Annotated in this window: 8 protein-coding genes; 7 read left to right on the top strand and 1 reads right to left on the bottom strand. The window is 42.5% G+C overall.

Features of this window, described 5'->3' with window-relative positions:
* Window positions 1-28: 28 nt before the first annotated feature.
* Complete coding sequence (locus tag FM107_RS06600) at window positions 29-958, bottom strand: LiaI-LiaF-like domain-containing protein (protein ID WP_086947719.1); 930 nt, start codon at window positions 956-958, stop codon at window positions 29-31.
* 176 nt (window positions 959-1,134) lie between these two features.
* Here FM107_RS06600 and FM107_RS06595 point away from each other — a divergent pair, with 176 nt between their 5' ends.
* From FM107_RS06595 to FM107_RS06565, 7 genes are all read left to right on the top strand, one after another.
* Entirely contained in the window at window positions 1,135-1,869 is a 735-nt protein-coding gene (locus FM107_RS06595; RefSeq protein WP_086947718.1) for an ABC transporter permease, read from the top strand.
* 3 nt (window positions 1,870-1,872) lie between these two features.
* Window positions 1,873-2,628 carry an ABC transporter ATP-binding protein gene (locus tag FM107_RS06590; RefSeq protein ID WP_086947717.1) on the top strand — a complete coding sequence of 252 codons (756 nt, stop codon included), beginning with the start codon at window positions 1,873-1,875 and terminating at the stop codon, window positions 2,626-2,628.
* A 140-nt stretch (window positions 2,629-2,768) separates the two neighbouring features.
* Window positions 2,769-3,674: a class I SAM-dependent methyltransferase gene (locus tag FM107_RS06585; protein ID WP_086947716.1), complete on the top strand. Its 906-nt coding sequence runs from the start codon at window positions 2,769-2,771 to the stop codon at window positions 3,672-3,674.
* A 292-nt stretch (window positions 3,675-3,966) separates the two neighbouring features.
* Window positions 3,967-7,992, top strand: coding sequence for a hybrid sensor histidine kinase/response regulator (locus tag FM107_RS06580; RefSeq protein ID WP_086947715.1), 4,026 nt, complete (start codon window positions 3,967-3,969; stop codon window positions 7,990-7,992).
* A gap of 199 nt (window positions 7,993-8,191) precedes the next feature.
* Window positions 8,192-11,050 (top strand): TIM-barrel domain-containing protein, encoded by a 2,859-nt coding sequence (locus FM107_RS06575; RefSeq protein ID WP_086947714.1) that lies wholly within the window; start codon window positions 8,192-8,194, stop codon window positions 11,048-11,050.
* Between the two features lie 23 nt (window positions 11,051-11,073).
* Complete coding sequence (locus tag FM107_RS06570) at window positions 11,074-14,205, top strand: TonB-dependent receptor (RefSeq protein WP_179204415.1); 3,132 nt, start codon at window positions 11,074-11,076, stop codon at window positions 14,203-14,205.
* A 14-nt stretch (window positions 14,206-14,219) separates the two neighbouring features.
* Complete coding sequence (locus FM107_RS06565) at window positions 14,220-15,848, top strand: RagB/SusD family nutrient uptake outer membrane protein (RefSeq protein WP_086947712.1); 1,629 nt, start codon at window positions 14,220-14,222, stop codon at window positions 15,846-15,848.
* Window positions 15,849-15,860 lie beyond the last annotated feature (12 nt).

Raw genomic sequence — 15,860 nt, 5'->3', positions numbered from 1 at the left:
CCTAGGGACAAAGTTAGCTATTTTTGTCTTAATACCGGCTAATATCAATACTGTTGGCCGCCCCTTCGATGGAGATAACAAATTTCTTGCTGGCCGAATGATAGTTCGCGGTTTCGGTTTCTCCGTCAACAAGTGGTTGAAACCCTTCAATTTTACTTGATGAGAGAATCGATTCATATTTTAATTTAGCAGCCGCTTGTTTGGGGATACGCAAAGTGATTTTTGATGCCCCTGAGGATATGTCTAGATTCGATGTCGTTAGGTTTGGTTCTCCTAGTATGAGATCTATATTGCTTGCCCCGCCATTTAATTCAAAATGTTTGAACGTTATGTCACTAAGATCTGCAGTGACCTTGGATGCGCCGATGTTAAATTCCATGTCCCATTGAACATTTTTGTTGATTTTTGCTTCCACACTCCCGGTTTTACTATTACCCTTCGTTGGTTTTAAATTAAGTTCTAGCTTACTTTTGTCACCAGAAACCTTGTTTTCGAGATTTATCACCATGTCCTGTGTTGGCGAGCTTGCTTGGATCAAATCAATGCCATTTACACCATTCAAAGAGAAATTGGAGGCGCCTCCATTTAATTCGAGACTTGCTTGATCGATGTTAATACTGTCCATGGGGATGCGCGCTTGGGTGACGTAAGACCCGTCTTCATCCAGCCCGTCAAATGCGATCTTGTTATTGTTAAAAAGATGAGAAGTCCAGTCGGACTTTGGCGCCGTCATCCCGACAAAAAAAATCCAACCCAAGAAAAGCACATTGCAAACAATCTTTAGGTAACTGCCGTATTGTCTATTTTGAACAATAAGATTGACCCCTAAAATTACGATGAGTAATGGCCAGTATTTTATGATCGCAATAAAGTTGAATTCTATTACGTTTAGGTTCTGTAGCAGCAGGATTAACCCGATGAAAACGAACCAAATGCCGGAAGTGATTTTGTTTCCCATGTTTTTCAATCTCTGGTAAAGATATGGTTCAAATGTATAAGATTTTAATTTTAAATAAAACGAGTTTTAGGTTATATTGTTCATTAGTTCGGTGAAAGAACTAATTATCTCGGTAAGTGTTCTACACAGTTTTGTGTATATTGCAGTGGTATTTATTTTTACACGACAGGTATTCTATGATATTCCATCATTTTGGTCAATATGTTCTGCTTTTAAAAAAGGTTTTCAAACGTCCCGAGAGCACAAAAGTGTATACAAAGGAGCTATTTCACGAAATGAACGAAATAGGTTTCGGATCGGTTGGATTGATCGCTGTAATTTCGACATTTATTGGCGCAGTAATGACGTTACAAATCGCGTTTCAGCTGGTATCCGACCTGATCCCACCGGCCGTTATTGGGCAAATTAATCGTGACTCAAACATACTCGAGCTAGGACCGACAATTTCGGCACTCGTGTTAATGGGGAAAGTCGGTTCTTCTATCTCCTCACAAATAGGGTCGATGCGTGTCACCGAGCAGATCGATGCGTTGGAGATTATGGGTATTAATGCGCCAGGTTATTTAATTCTACCGAAAGTGTTAGCGGGATTAGCGATGGTGCCGGTTTTAGTAATTATCGCTATTTTTTGTGCAATTACTGGCGGATTAGTGGGTGGTACGCTATCGGGGGCCGTCGCACCTTCAGACTATATTCAGGGAATTCAAGGTGGATTTAATGGTTTTACAATTGTAGTCGCACTAGTAAAAGCCTGTATTTTTGGGTTTGTTATTACGTCTGTGCCAGCTTACATGGGATTCTTTGTACGTGGAGGAGCCCTGGAAGTGGGGCAAGCGGGGACTAAAGCGGTGGTTGTTGGCTGTATTTCGATCTTAGCCACCGATTATATTATTACCGCATTGATGCTTTAAAAAATGATAGAAATTCAAAATATACATAAGTCATTTGGGGAGAACCATGTGCTCAAGGGTATCGATGCGGCATTCGAGCCTGGAAAAGTAAATATGATAATTGGTGGTTCTGGATCGGGTAAAAGTACGTTATTGAAATGTATCGTAGGTTTGCACGAACCTGAAAAAGGAGATGTCTTTTTCGATAAAAAGGAATTCACGAATCTAGATTTTGAGGAGCGTGTCCCGATACGTCGGCAGATTGGTATGTTATTTCAAAACTCTGCCCTCTTCGACTCCATGACTGTAGAGCAAAATCTCACATTTGGCCTAGAGATTTTTACCGATATGTCGCAGTCCGAGCGGCGCGAACGAGCGAATTTATGCTTAGATCGAGTTAATTTATCCAAGACGAACGACCTATACCCTTCGGAACTTTCGGGTGGGATGAAAAAGCGAGTCGGGATCGCCCGGGCAATCAGTATGAACCCGAAGTATTTATTTTGCGATGAACCAAACTCCGGATTAGATCCTGCAACATCGATCGTAATTGATGAACTTATTGAAGAGTTAACCGATGAATATCAATGTACTACGATTGTTGTCACACATGATATGAACTCGGTGATGGGAATTGGCGATTATATTATGTTCTTGCACAAAGGCGAAAAATTTTGGGAAGGATCCAATAAAGAGATGCTAATGGCGGATGTTCCAGAACTTAATGACTTTGTGTTCGCAAGTCCACTCATGAAGGCTGCACGCTCGACCTTTAAATAGGCCTACGTTCACCTATTGCTTGAACGGAGTTAAGTGTTTACCTTTGCACCGTGCTTTTTTTAACGATTTAACCGGGGAAGAATATTCTCATGTTACTTCGATTGTTTACGAGCTACATTCACTTATTAATTTAATTTATTTTGACCACTACCACAACAAATATACAATTGCTTACGCCGCAAAATTGGGAAGATTACGAACTAATTGATTGTGGGGATTTCGAGAAATTAGAACGATTTGGTGAACTCGTGCTTATAAGGCCCGAACCACAGGCAGTTTGGCCAAAAGCCTTAAGCGAATCCGAATGGACTAAAAAACATGATATCCGTTTTAAGGGGCGTTCGGCGACATCGGGAGAGTGGTTGAAGAAAAATGGTTCGACGAAAGATCGTTGGCACATTTCCTATAAGAATAATGATGTCGCGATAAAATTCCGATTAGGATTAACTTCATTCAAGCACGTCGGTATTTTTCCTGAGCAGGCCGTTAATTGGGATTATATCTCTGAATCAGTTCGTCTTTTTAAAACCTCTACCCCTAAAATTCTAAATCTATTTGCTTACACGGGCGGCGCATCATTGATTGCCAAGGCTGCAGGGGCGGACACCACACATGTGGACTCCATCAAGCAGGTGGTCACTTGGGCTAATGAAAACCAAGAGCTTTCCGGCATAGATAATATACGTTGGGTCGTGGAAGACGCCTTGAAATTCGTCAAAAGAGAACTTAAACGTGGTAATAAATATAACGGTATCATTTTAGATCCACCCGCCTACGGTCATGGTCCTAAGGGGGAGAAATGGAAGCTGGAGGATCACATCATGGAAATGATGCGAGAGGTCGTGCAACTTCTGGATCCTGAAGAACATTTTTTGATTTTAAACACCTATTCGCTTGGATTTTCGTCCGTTATTGTTGAGAATTTGATACGAACCTCTTTCCCGCGCGTGGAAAATTTAGAGATAGGCGAGCTGTATTTAAACGCCACAGCCGGTCCGAAGCTCCCGCTAGGCGTTTTTGGGAAATTCCGAAAATTATCAAAATAAGAATAACGCAATGTTATATGGTCTTGCCGGATAGTTATATCCAATTGATGCTTTTCTGGTAAACCTTTCATGCTGGCGTAAGTCAGCATTTATCTAATCACACCACGCGATGCAGAAGGGCGCGTAGAGAGCATTTCGCATTTAATGTTCCTGCCAGACTGTATCTTTTCGACGTTTCAAATTCGATAATTGTCAGTTGTAAAATCCATAGAATTAATGGGTTTTTGAAGCATGGAGGTGATGGAAATGACTTTGAAAGTGTTAGATTTGGTCAATTTAACCAGATTCCGTTTTGAATAATGTACTTTTTATAACCCGCTTAATTTTCCTCCTTCTAGGGCTATCCGCAATACGTGAGGTTCACGCCCAGGAACAAGTGCATTTTAAGCATTTAACGGTGGATGACGGATTAAACAGTAACCATCTGCAGACTATTACAAAAGACCACGATGGATATATGTGGTTTGGGACGGCCACAGGCCTTAGCAAGTATGATGGTAAACGTTTTCGGGTATACCATCATGACGTTTTGAGTAGTGACGGGTTGCCCGGAAATAGTGTGGAGGAATTTTTCCACGGTCCAGACTATTCATTGTGGATTAAGACTTCCCGAGGATTCTGTATCTACAACAAGTCCACGGATTCATTTATTTCCGAGATCGACAGCGTACTGCGTTCCATGAGGCTTCCCGAAGATAATTTGGATCAAGTGTGGGCACTAACCGATAAGCTATTTGGCTTTGTGTATCACGATGGACATGCCTTTTTATTCAATAATGGCGACTCGTCGATTAGACAGCTTCCTAGCGACGATGTCGAGAGCCTTGCGGCTGACATCAGCGGCGGAAATCTTTTTGTGGTAAACCAAAAAGGCGAAATTGAAGTTCTCAATCTAAAGACGTTTAAATCTATTAAAAAGTTTTCTTCACCTGTCGCGCATCTAAACGCCGCTAATATTACTTACCGTATGTTTCTGGATGAACAAAGCCAGCTTTGGCTGTACGGTAAAAACTTTCCGTTGGGTGCATTTCGGTACGACATAGCAAGTGAAAATAGTGTTCATTTTAGCCGCAACAGTGAGCGATTTCGGTTAAATAATGACAATGTTAATAATATTCAAGAATACCAGGGTAGGGTCTGGCTAGGGACCGATCACGGAGGAATCAATATTGTGAAGGGAGATTCGGTGTTTTATTCCGTTAACAGTCAATTTCAACCGAGTTCACTCCCTTTTAATGCAACCACCACGCTTTATAGCGACAGGCGAGGAACAATGTGGGTAGGTATGTATAAAGGCGGAGTAAGTTATTATAATAAAGAGCAAACTTTTGTCAAGACTGTTCAGTCACATCCGGGAGATAAAAATAGTTTGCCCTATGACGATGTGAATTGTTTTCTCGAGGATCCCAAGGGAAATATATGGATTGGTACCAACGGTGGTGGTTTGATTAAATATAATCCGATAACTAAAAGCTCTACGAGTTTCCGCTTCCAGCAAACTGATTCATGCTCATTAAGTAGTAACGTGGTAGTAAGTTTGCATTTAGATCGCAACAACCGATTATGGGTCGGGACATTTAATGGAGGCTTAAATGAAATGGTGTCAGAGGGCGTTTTCATGCGTTATACCGATACTGCATTATCGAATTTAAGTGTCTGGGATATTGCGGAAGATAGTCGAGGGCAACTATGGTTAGGAACCTTGTCGCACGGTCTTTTATGCTTTGACCGCGAGACGAAGGAGTTTGTGCCGTATCTCACTAAAAGTGGACAACGCTTACCCTCTACTTATTACTCCAAAGTATTCCAAGACAGCAAAGGGAATATTTGGCTGGGAACAGCAGTAGGCATCGAAATTATTGAAGCGGACGGCGACGTGCGCTTCATCCGGGAAGGCAATACGTCGGCGGGGTTAAGTAATAATTTGGTCACCGATATTTTGCAGGATAAGTACGGAAGGATCTGGGTTTCTACCCAACGAGGGATCAACATTGTGGAAGACTCTCATATTCGATGGATTAAAAAAGAAGAGGGGTTAATTGACGAAATTGTGGTGGAGCTGGTGGAGGATGATAATGGTGATATTTGGGCGGCAACTGAAAAGGGACTTTCACGAATTCGCATAAATCAAAATTTGGATGATCTATTTATCAATAATTTCAGTAAAGCAGACGGACTACAATCTCTAAGCTTCAACGAGAACGCCGGTTTGAAACTACGCGATGGCACGCTCATTTTTGGCGGCCCCAAGGGATTCAATCTTTTGAATGTAAAAGATATTCAACATGGGGCGGATGATTTTAAGCTACAGGTGTCTCAAATAAAATTAAATGGTCGGCAATTGGTTCCATCGGATGTTTATGGCCAGGAGTCTTTTGATTTTCTAAATTCGGATTCCACCTTACATCTTTCCTATGATGAGAATTCACTTATTATCCGTTTAACGGATTTCGATTATTTGCATGCTAATCGCGGTAAATTCCAGTACTTGATAAGGGGCTTGGATGAGCAGTGGGTTGATTTGAATGTCGCCGATTTCACAATCTACCTGTCGAATTTGCCGGCATCAAACTACCAGGTAATAGGGCGGTACGTGAATAGTCAAGGTGTTCCCGAGGCTGAATACCGATTAATGAGACTTGTTGTGCATCCACCATGGTACAAGTCAAAGATTGCCTACGTAGGTTACATACTATTGGGTTTAGTTTTCTTATATTTCCTAAGAAGGTTTGAAAAACTTCGGGAACGCACCCGTTTTAATCTATTACAAGCCGAACAGCGCGCAAAGCACATTCGTGAACTCGATCAGCTGAAGACACGTTTTTTCACGAATGTTAGTCATGAGTTTCGTACGCCAATCAGTTTGATTCTAGCCCCCATTGAATCATTAATGAAAATGCCCGCCGCGGGAGAGAGTCATGCGTTTTTAACTATTATTGAGCGTAATGCGAAACAATTGTTGACACTTGTTAATCAGCTTTTAGATTTTAACAAGATAGACCAAGGAAAACAGGTCGTTCGCAATAAATACGGAAATATCATAGCTGTTCTTGCATCCGTTGTGGAATCTTTTGAAAATCTCGCCCGCACTCGTCAGATAAAATTCACTGCACTTTTGCCCGATAAAGAGTTTCGGTGTTATTTTGACAAAGAGAAAATTGAGAGTGTATTATTTAATTTGCTGTCCAATGCCCTGAAATTTACTCAGACACACGGTGAAGTAACTTTATTAGTTACAATTGAACAATCGTTGCCCCAATTGAAAATCGTCGTTCAAGATAATGGGCCAGGGGTTTCACAAGAGAATATAGAGAGAGTTTTTGAACGATATTATCAAGAAAGTAAAACCACTGGTGTTTGGAAAGAGGGAAGTGGAATTGGACTGTCGATTGCCAAGGAGTTTGTGGAAATAATAGGCGGGGACATTACTCTTGAAAGTGCTCCGGGTACGGGATGCCGGTTCATCGTAGAAATTCCCTTAGGGATCCAATCGGGCAGCGAGGAAACCAAACTGGAATCTAGTTTGACAAAGGAGCGTAAAGATGCTGGTTTTGCCATGAAGAAAGATAATCTTCAACGAATACTAGTTGTGGAGGACAATGCCGATTTTGCATATTATTTGCATGAAAACTTAGCAAAATATTACCATGTGCAAATATGCGCGACTGCCGAAAAAGCTTTGGAGGTTATTTACCAGTTTCATCCGGATATTATAATTTCCGATTTGAGTTTACCCAAGATCTCCGGAATTGAATTCTGTCAAGCAATACGAAAGGACAAACGAACGGGACACATTCCTTTTATTATGATTACAGCGGTCGGCTCCCAAGAAATGCAACTCGAAGCACTTCGCCGAGGGGCGACGGACTATTTAGCGAAGCCTTTTCATATGGAAACGTTTCTGTCGAAAATCAAATCTATTCTTGCGCAGAAGGATGAGATGACCAAACGTTATAAGCGCCAGCTGGACGTTCGTGTCGGAGCGGTCGAGATTGAAAATGAAGATGAGAAGTTTCTTCTAAAGGCAACTAATTTTGTTGAATCCCATCTACAAGATGACGCGTTATCGGTCGAGTACCTAGCGCGGTCTCTGCACATTACACGGGTCGGTTTATACAAGCGAATTTTGTTGCTTACGGGATTTACGCCGACAGAATTTATTCGTAATATTCGATTGAATATCAGTTTGGATCTTCTACGAAATTCGCATAAAACAATTAGCGAGATTGCCTATGAGGTCGGATTCGGTTCCCCAAAACAGTATTCAAAACACTTTAAACATTTTTATGGGGAGCTTCCTTCTCACTATCGGAAATAATCGGTTGTTTTTGCTTGTTGTTTTTTATAATAATTTGATTTTGAATCAATTAATATTTGATTGGGTCTTCCCTGGTTAACAAAATGCCCCCTAATTGTTAACCTATGTGGTATTGGTGCAATCGGTTGCAACACTACATTTGTATTATGATGCACCTGACACCAGGTGGATTTGTTAACCAAAAAATAAATAAAGTACTATGTTTTTAAGAAGAGTTCTCTTAGGACTTGTGTTGTTATCCGGGATGTCGTTAGCTGCGCAAACCGCCGGGCTACCGAGTTACCAGAAAACCCAAACGGGGGTGCACGTTGTATACCGTTCAGTGCCATCCGCAATTGATCAGGATATCTATTTAGATTTCATCAACGAACAAGTTATCCGCGTTCGTGTATTGCCTCCAGGGAATGAATTGCCTAGACAAAAGAGTTTCATATTACTCGACTCGGTAGGTAGTAAGCCGGTTGAGTTCAATGTAGTTGAAAAACCGGACACTTTGTTTCTAAAAAGTAGTGCACTCACAGCGAAATTAGTGTTAGCGAGCGGAAGGATTCATTTCTTTGATGCGAAGGGAAAATTATTAGTTGGCGAGACAAAACGGGGCCAGCAATCATTTCAGGCTGATGCGTATAACGGAGACAGTTTTTACGCGATCAAGCAGGGCTTCCAAGTCGATAAAAACGAAGGTCTATTTGGCTTAGGTCAGCATCAGAACGGCGTGATGAACTACAATAACGGCCGTCGCGTTACCCTGTTACAGTATAACACGGAAATAGCGGTGCCATTTCTTCTCTCGAGCAAAAATTACGGTATTCTCTGGCATAACTACGCGATTACAGTTGCCGGAGATACACGACCACTTATGCCGTTAAACGCTTTTAAACTTTTTTCAAAAACAGGGCAAAAGGGATGGCTAACCGCTTCGTACGTGAATAAGGAGGATGAGAGCGAAATTTATGTTACGCGCCCAGAATCCGATATCGATTATAATTATTTGACAGACCAACATAAATACCCCGAGGGGGTTCAATTATCCCAAGCCAAGGTTATTTACGAAGGCGGAATTGCCTCCCCATACGAAGGACTACATTATGTTCACTTTAAATACTCGGGCTATATAAAGGTGTGGATTGACGGTAAGTTATTACAAGATCGCTGGCGAGAGGCATGGAACCCTGGTACATTTGAATTACCAGTTTCCTTGGAAAAGGACAAGCATTATAAAGTTAAGATCGAATGGATTCCTTCAGGTGATGAATGCTATTTTACGCTGAATTGGCAACGTCCAGCGGAAACGGGGGGTACCCAGTTCGGTTTTCAATCTGAAGCGGGTGACGCAATTGACTATTTCTTCGTAGGGGGTGAAGATATGGATGACGTGATTTCCGGATACCGTCAAATTACAGGTAAGGCGCCAATTATGCCGATTTGGAGTTTTGGATTTTGGCAGAGCCGTGAACGCTACAAGACGCAACTAGAGCTCGAGGAAGTTGCCGCAACATTCCGAGAGCGCCAGATTCCGATTGATAATATTGTTCAAGATTGGTCGTATTGGCAGCCACAGGATTGGGGTAGCCACGCTTTTGACAGCACACGATTTCCTGATCCTGCGGGAATGATCAATAGTTTGCATGCTAAGAATATGAATCTGATGATTTCGGTATGGCCAAAAATCAATGAGGAGTCAAGTGTGTATAAGCAGTATCGTGACCAAGGTTGGTTGTACATGCGTAATATTTATGACGGCCGTAAAGATTGGATTGGAAACGGATATACCTCAACGTTCTATGACGTGTATAACCAAGATGCTCGAAAAGCGTTTTGGGACCAGATGAATGATAAACTATTCTCGATAGGAGTGGACGCTTGGTGGATGGATGCGAGTGAACCGGATTTGCATTCCAATATTAGTATTGATGAGCGCAAATCGGTTGTGCAACCAAGTGTCGGATCGTCGGTACGTTATTACAATACATATCCACTACTGAATGCGAAAGGAATCTATGAGGGGCAGCGAGACCAAGATCCGAACAAGCGCGTATTTATTTTAACGCGATCGTTTTTCGCCGGACAGCAGCGCTATGCGGCAGCTGCATGGAGTGGCGATATCGCCTCGACATGGGAAGACATGCGTGATCAAATTTCCGCCGGCGTAAATTTTTCGATGTCCGGAACTCCTTATTGGACAATGGATGCAGGCGGATTCCTCGCTCAACAGAAATACTACGATCCTTCAAAAGCAGATTTAGAAGAGTGGCGTGAACTGAACGCCCGTTGGTACCAATATGGTGCGTTCCTCCCATTATTTCGAGCGCATGGACAATACCCCGAGCGGGAGCCTTTTGCAATAGCACCCGAGGACCATCCGGCTTATCGCAGCATGCTGTATTATATAAAATTGCGTTATAAGCTCTTAAGCTATAATTATAGTTTAGGTGGTATGACCTACTTCAATGACTATTCTATGATTCGTGGGCTCGCAATGGACTTTCCAAAAGACGAATCGGTATATAACATAAATGACCAATATATGTGGGGACCTTCCTTACTAGTGAATCCAGTTACGGAAAAGGATAAGACCAGTCGCCCTGTTTATTTACCGCAAGGAACTACATGGTACAATTTGTACAGTGGAGAATCCTATAAAGGGGGGCAACGCATTGACGCGCCTGCACCCTATGAACGAATTCCCGTGTTTGTTAAAGGTGGTTCTATTTTACCGATCGGTGAGGATTTACAATATACGACCGAAAAGAGGCAGAAGGACCTAACCCTGCTAGTTTATGATGGCGCAGACGCGGAGTTTGTTTTGTATGAAGACGCAGGAATCAATTACGAATACGAGAAAGGTCGTTACGCACTAATCGATCTTAAATACGATGCGGCATCTGGTCAGCTAATTATCGGTCATCGTAAGGGCGAATTCCAAGGTATGCTGAAAAGCAGAACTTTTAACGTTGTTTTAATCAACGATCAAAATGGTATTGGTATAGATAAAGAAATTAATGGGGGAAAAACGGTTAAATACAGTGGTAAAGCACTTACCGTTAAGTTAAAATAAAATCCAATTTAAATAAATCAAGTATGTGTAAACGAATGTTACAAAACGCGGCAGTGATGATGCTATTTATGCTCTTCTCAGCTGCGGCATGGGCACAGTCCATTCAGGGCACAGTCGTTGCCAGTGCAACGAATGAGCCCGTGATTGGAGCCAGTGTCTTGGTGAAGGGGACGCAGCAATCGACCAGCACCGATGAACGGGGTAATTTTTCTATTAATGCTGCATCAGGTGCTGTGTTAGTTGTTACTTATGTAGGTTTTGATGCGCAAGAAATTGTGGCGCAAAACGGACAAACGATTCGGCTTGTTGAAGATGTGTCGGATCTAGAAGAAGTCGTTGTGATCGGATACGGAACGCAAAAAAAGAAATTGAATACGGGGGCTAATTTACGCGTGGATGGGGAAGATTTGGAAAAAAGGAACCAGCTTAACCCGTTACAAGCGATGCAGGGGCAGGCACCGGGCGTATCGATTTCATCTACTTCGGGACAGCCAGGGGCAAGTATGAAAGTAGTCGTTCGTGGGCTGGGGACTATCGGCAACGCTGGACCACTGTATGTTATTGACGGTGTGCCAGGCGGAGATATTAGTGTTTTAAATCCTGCTGACATCCAATCGATCGATGTGTTAAAAGATGCAGCTTCGGCGGCAATCTACGGTTCTCAAGCGGCAAATGGTGTTATCTTGGTGACAACCAAAACGGGATCTGTTGGCACAAATCAACTAACTTTTGATGCTTTTAAAGGTGTTCAGAATGCCGCGCGTAAGACGGACATGCTTAATGCCGATGAGTATAAAGTTATCATGAATGAACAGGCGTTGAATTCCGGTGCTGGTCTAATTGATTTCGAGGGTATGGAGGGGTTAGGAAATACCAATTGGGTAGATCAAATGCTCGTGAGCGATGCGAATACGGAAAACTATAATGTTGGTTTGAGTGGTGGGTCCGAGAAATCGACCTATGCATTGAGCTTAAACTATATCGGACAGGAAGGGCTCGTTGGGGGGAAAGATGTTTCGAATTACGAACGTTACGGATTTCGTAGCAATGCGGAATATAAAGCGTTCGATGGCGTGCTAAAAATTGGTCAGCATCTAAACTTCAATTACATCAGAAACAGAGGTATCGATGTGGGAAATCAATATAATAACACCTTGCGCAGCGCATTCAGCACCTCACCGCTTACTCCTGTATTTGGAGACAATAACGTCTACAGTAACGGGTTTTATGATTCATCCAATTCACCGTGGTATAATGGCGATGGTAATCCTTATGGTTCGATGATGGTGAATTCAAATAATATGAATGATGCCCAGAAGTTGATGGCTGATATTTATGCGGAAGTCGAACCTGTTAAAGGGTTGAAAATAAGATCGATGCTTGGCTTTAATTACAATGCCTCAGATTACCGTAGTTATACGCCGAAATATCGGTTTTCGGTTTATGATTTCAATGAAGATCACACAACTGCTTTGCAAAGCATGAATAAAGGGCATACATTAACATGGATTAATACCGCTAATTACGACTTCACGGTCAATAATGACCATCAATTCTCCACGATGATCGGTATAGAGGCAATTCGCTACCAAGGAACCTACCTTTCAGCAAGCAACTGGAATGTGTTGTCACAATTTGATGATTTTGATCACGCCTATATTGATAATACAACAGGTAGAGCGTACGTGAATGAAGACGGTGTATTGGTAGAAACACAAGATATAAATGGTGGCCCGGACGTAAATACAAGGAGAGCTTCCTATTTTGGCCGCCTAGGGTACAACTATAAAGAAAAATATTTACTGAACGCTACGCTACGTGCGGATGCCTCGTCTAAGTTTGCCAGCGGTAATCGTTGGGGGTATTTTCCTTCCGTATCAGCGGGATGGGTGATGACGAGCGAAGATTTCATGCAAGAGAGCCAAGATTGGTTAAATTTCTTCAAATGGAGAGTGTCGTGGGGACAGGTAGGTAATCAAGATATTGATGATTTTCAATATGCCGCGCCGATTAATACCTCGACAGGTGTAACGGCAGATAATCCAGCTGCTTTTTACTCGTTCGGGACCAACGGTCTAAATTATGCCGGAGCTTATCCTAGTCGTTTTTCCAACCCTTATATCACTTGGGAAACTTCCGAACAGCTGAATTTTGGGTTTGACGCTCGGTTACTAGACAACCGACTGGATGTTGTTGCAGACTATTATGTCAAGACGACGAAAGATTGGCTAGTGCAAGCACCCGTGTTAGCTACTGCCGGAACGCAAGCACCCTTTATTAACGGAGGCGATGTTAAAAATACCGGATTTGAACTGGCCTTTAATTGGTCGGATCAGATCGGTGAAGTACGGTACAATATAGGTATCAATGGTGCATATAATAAAAACGTCGTGGGAAATATCCCTACCGAAGACGGTATTATTCATGGTTCAACAGCGATGCTTTACGATAATTCGGAGGAATTTTATCGTGCAGAAAATGGACATGCAATTGGTTATTTCTGGGGATACGAAACAGCGGGAATCTTCCAGAATGAGAATGATATTGCGGGCTGGAGCGAAGCAGGAAACGGTATTTTGCAGCCGAATGTTTTACCCGGTGACGTGAAGTACGTTGATCAAAATGGCGACGGTGCGATAAATGCGGCGGATAAAGTTGATTTGGGCGTAGGATTGGCCAATATGAACTACGGATTTAACCTTGGCGTGAACTATAAAAACTTCGATATTTCTGTCCAAGGCTACGGAGTGACAGGGAGTAAGATCGTTCAGTCGTATCGTAATCATGCAAACAAACAAGCCAATTATACAACGCGCATTTTGGATCGTTGGACCGGTGAGGGGACTTCTAACAGTATCCCACGTGTAACAGACACGAATATCAATTGGCAGTTTTCGGATCTATATCTGCAAGATGGTGATTTCCTGCGAATAAGCAACGTTACGCTAGGCTATGACTTTGCCAAACTGATCAACTGGAAATATGCGAACCAAGTACGGTTTTATGTACAAGGCCAAAATCTTTTCACGTTTACGAAATATGATGGAATGGATCCAGAAATTGGATATGGAACCGAAGGATGGGTTTCTGGTGTAGATCTGGGATATTATCCACGTCCTAAGAGTGTGTTATTTGGAGTGAATGTTAAATTTTAATTGTCGATAAGGTCATGAAAAGAACAGATATATTATATACATGCTTGTTAGCAACGGCCCTGACAGCGGGATCGTGCTCGTCTAGCTTTTTAGACGTAGAGCCAGTGACAGATGTTTTAGAGAATAATTTTTATAAAAATGTAGCTGATGCTGATATGGCACTAGTAGGCTGTTACGATGGTTACCAGCGTACTGTCTCCAATGGCAGTTTAGCATTTAACGTTGCATCGGATATTATGTCCGATCAAGCATTTGGGGCGACCGGGATTACCGATAGCCGTGCATATCAAGTATTAGACCGCTTCAACCCATCGGAAGCTCCCTCGGAGAATAACATTTTTGATGGCACATGGACAGACTACTATGCAGCGATATATCGGTGTAATGTTTTGTTGAGCAAGCTAGATGAAACGGATTTTACATCAGACCCTGATGCGCGAGCAAGAATAGAAGGGGAGACGAAGTTCCTACGTGGTCTTTTATATTTCGATCTAGTGCGCCTTTTTGAAAATATACCTCTTTTGGCGGAGCCATCTACAGCTAATCTGCCACAGGCCAATCCAAAAGAGACTTACGACTTAATTGTTGCTGATTTACAATTTGCCGCGCAGAGTATTTCTGCGGATGCCTATCCCAAGGCAAAAGCGACGACAAATGATGGACGAGCGACAACATATGCTGCTAAATCGCTACTTGCACGCGTCTACCTTTTCTATTCGGGATATTATGGTAAAGAAGATCTTTCGGTTTCTAAAGCGGACGTCTTAGCGGGACTAGAGGATGTGATCAATAGTGGAGAGTATGCCCTGGTTGATGATTTTTCATCGCTATGGCCCGCCTCCAGCTATGTTCCTATGGAAGAGGATAACACGCTTGACAGGTCGAATTATGCGGGTGAGGGAAATCAAGAAATCGTATTTGCGCAGAAATTTACGGGTACGCAAGATTACAACGGCAACAATGACGGTAACCGTTGGCTGGTGATGTTAGGGTTGCGTGGTATCAATGCCTCACCCTACGGACAGGGATGGGGAGCGTGCACGGTAAGTAAGCGCTTTGTGAATAGTTTTTCTGCAAATGACACACGTAAAACAGCTTCGATTATTGATATAGATGGAGAGGGAATAGTAGGCTTTAATATCGGAGACCAACGTGAGTACACGGGATACGCGATTAAAAAATATACCCCAACTGCTTTACCTGACGGAACGTCGAATACAGGGGGTGAGAAGGATTTTCAGATATCGCAAGATCAAGATTACTTTGTGATGCGCTATGCTGATGTGCTTCTTATGGCTGCTGAGTTAGGGAGTGGCAATGCACAAAGCTACTTTGATCAAGTGCGCAAACGTGCTTATAAAGACAATTTTTCCGCTTTGGCTGCGACAAAAGTAAACATCTTAAACGAACGTAAATTCGAATTTGCATTTGAGGGCATTCGTTATTGGGATGTATTACGTGGGGGATTGGAATCGGCAGCATCTAGTTTAGCCTTTTCAGAAAGTGTGCTAAGTGGTTCTGCAGAAGAACAAGTGGTAATATCGCGCGAAAACTTCTTATCCACGCGCGGGTTTATGCAAATCCCCAACAATCAAATTACACTTTCGAATGGAGTGCTAGTACAAAATGACGGTTGGAAATAACTTGAAAACGGA

The sequence above is a fragment of the Sphingobacterium sp. JB170 genome (genome assembly GCF_900163865.1).
Classification (GTDB): domain Bacteria; phylum Bacteroidota; class Bacteroidia; order Sphingobacteriales; family Sphingobacteriaceae; genus Sphingobacterium.
The sequence above is the reverse complement of the archived record's forward strand: the minus strand, read 5'-3'. Positions and strand labels throughout refer to the sequence as shown.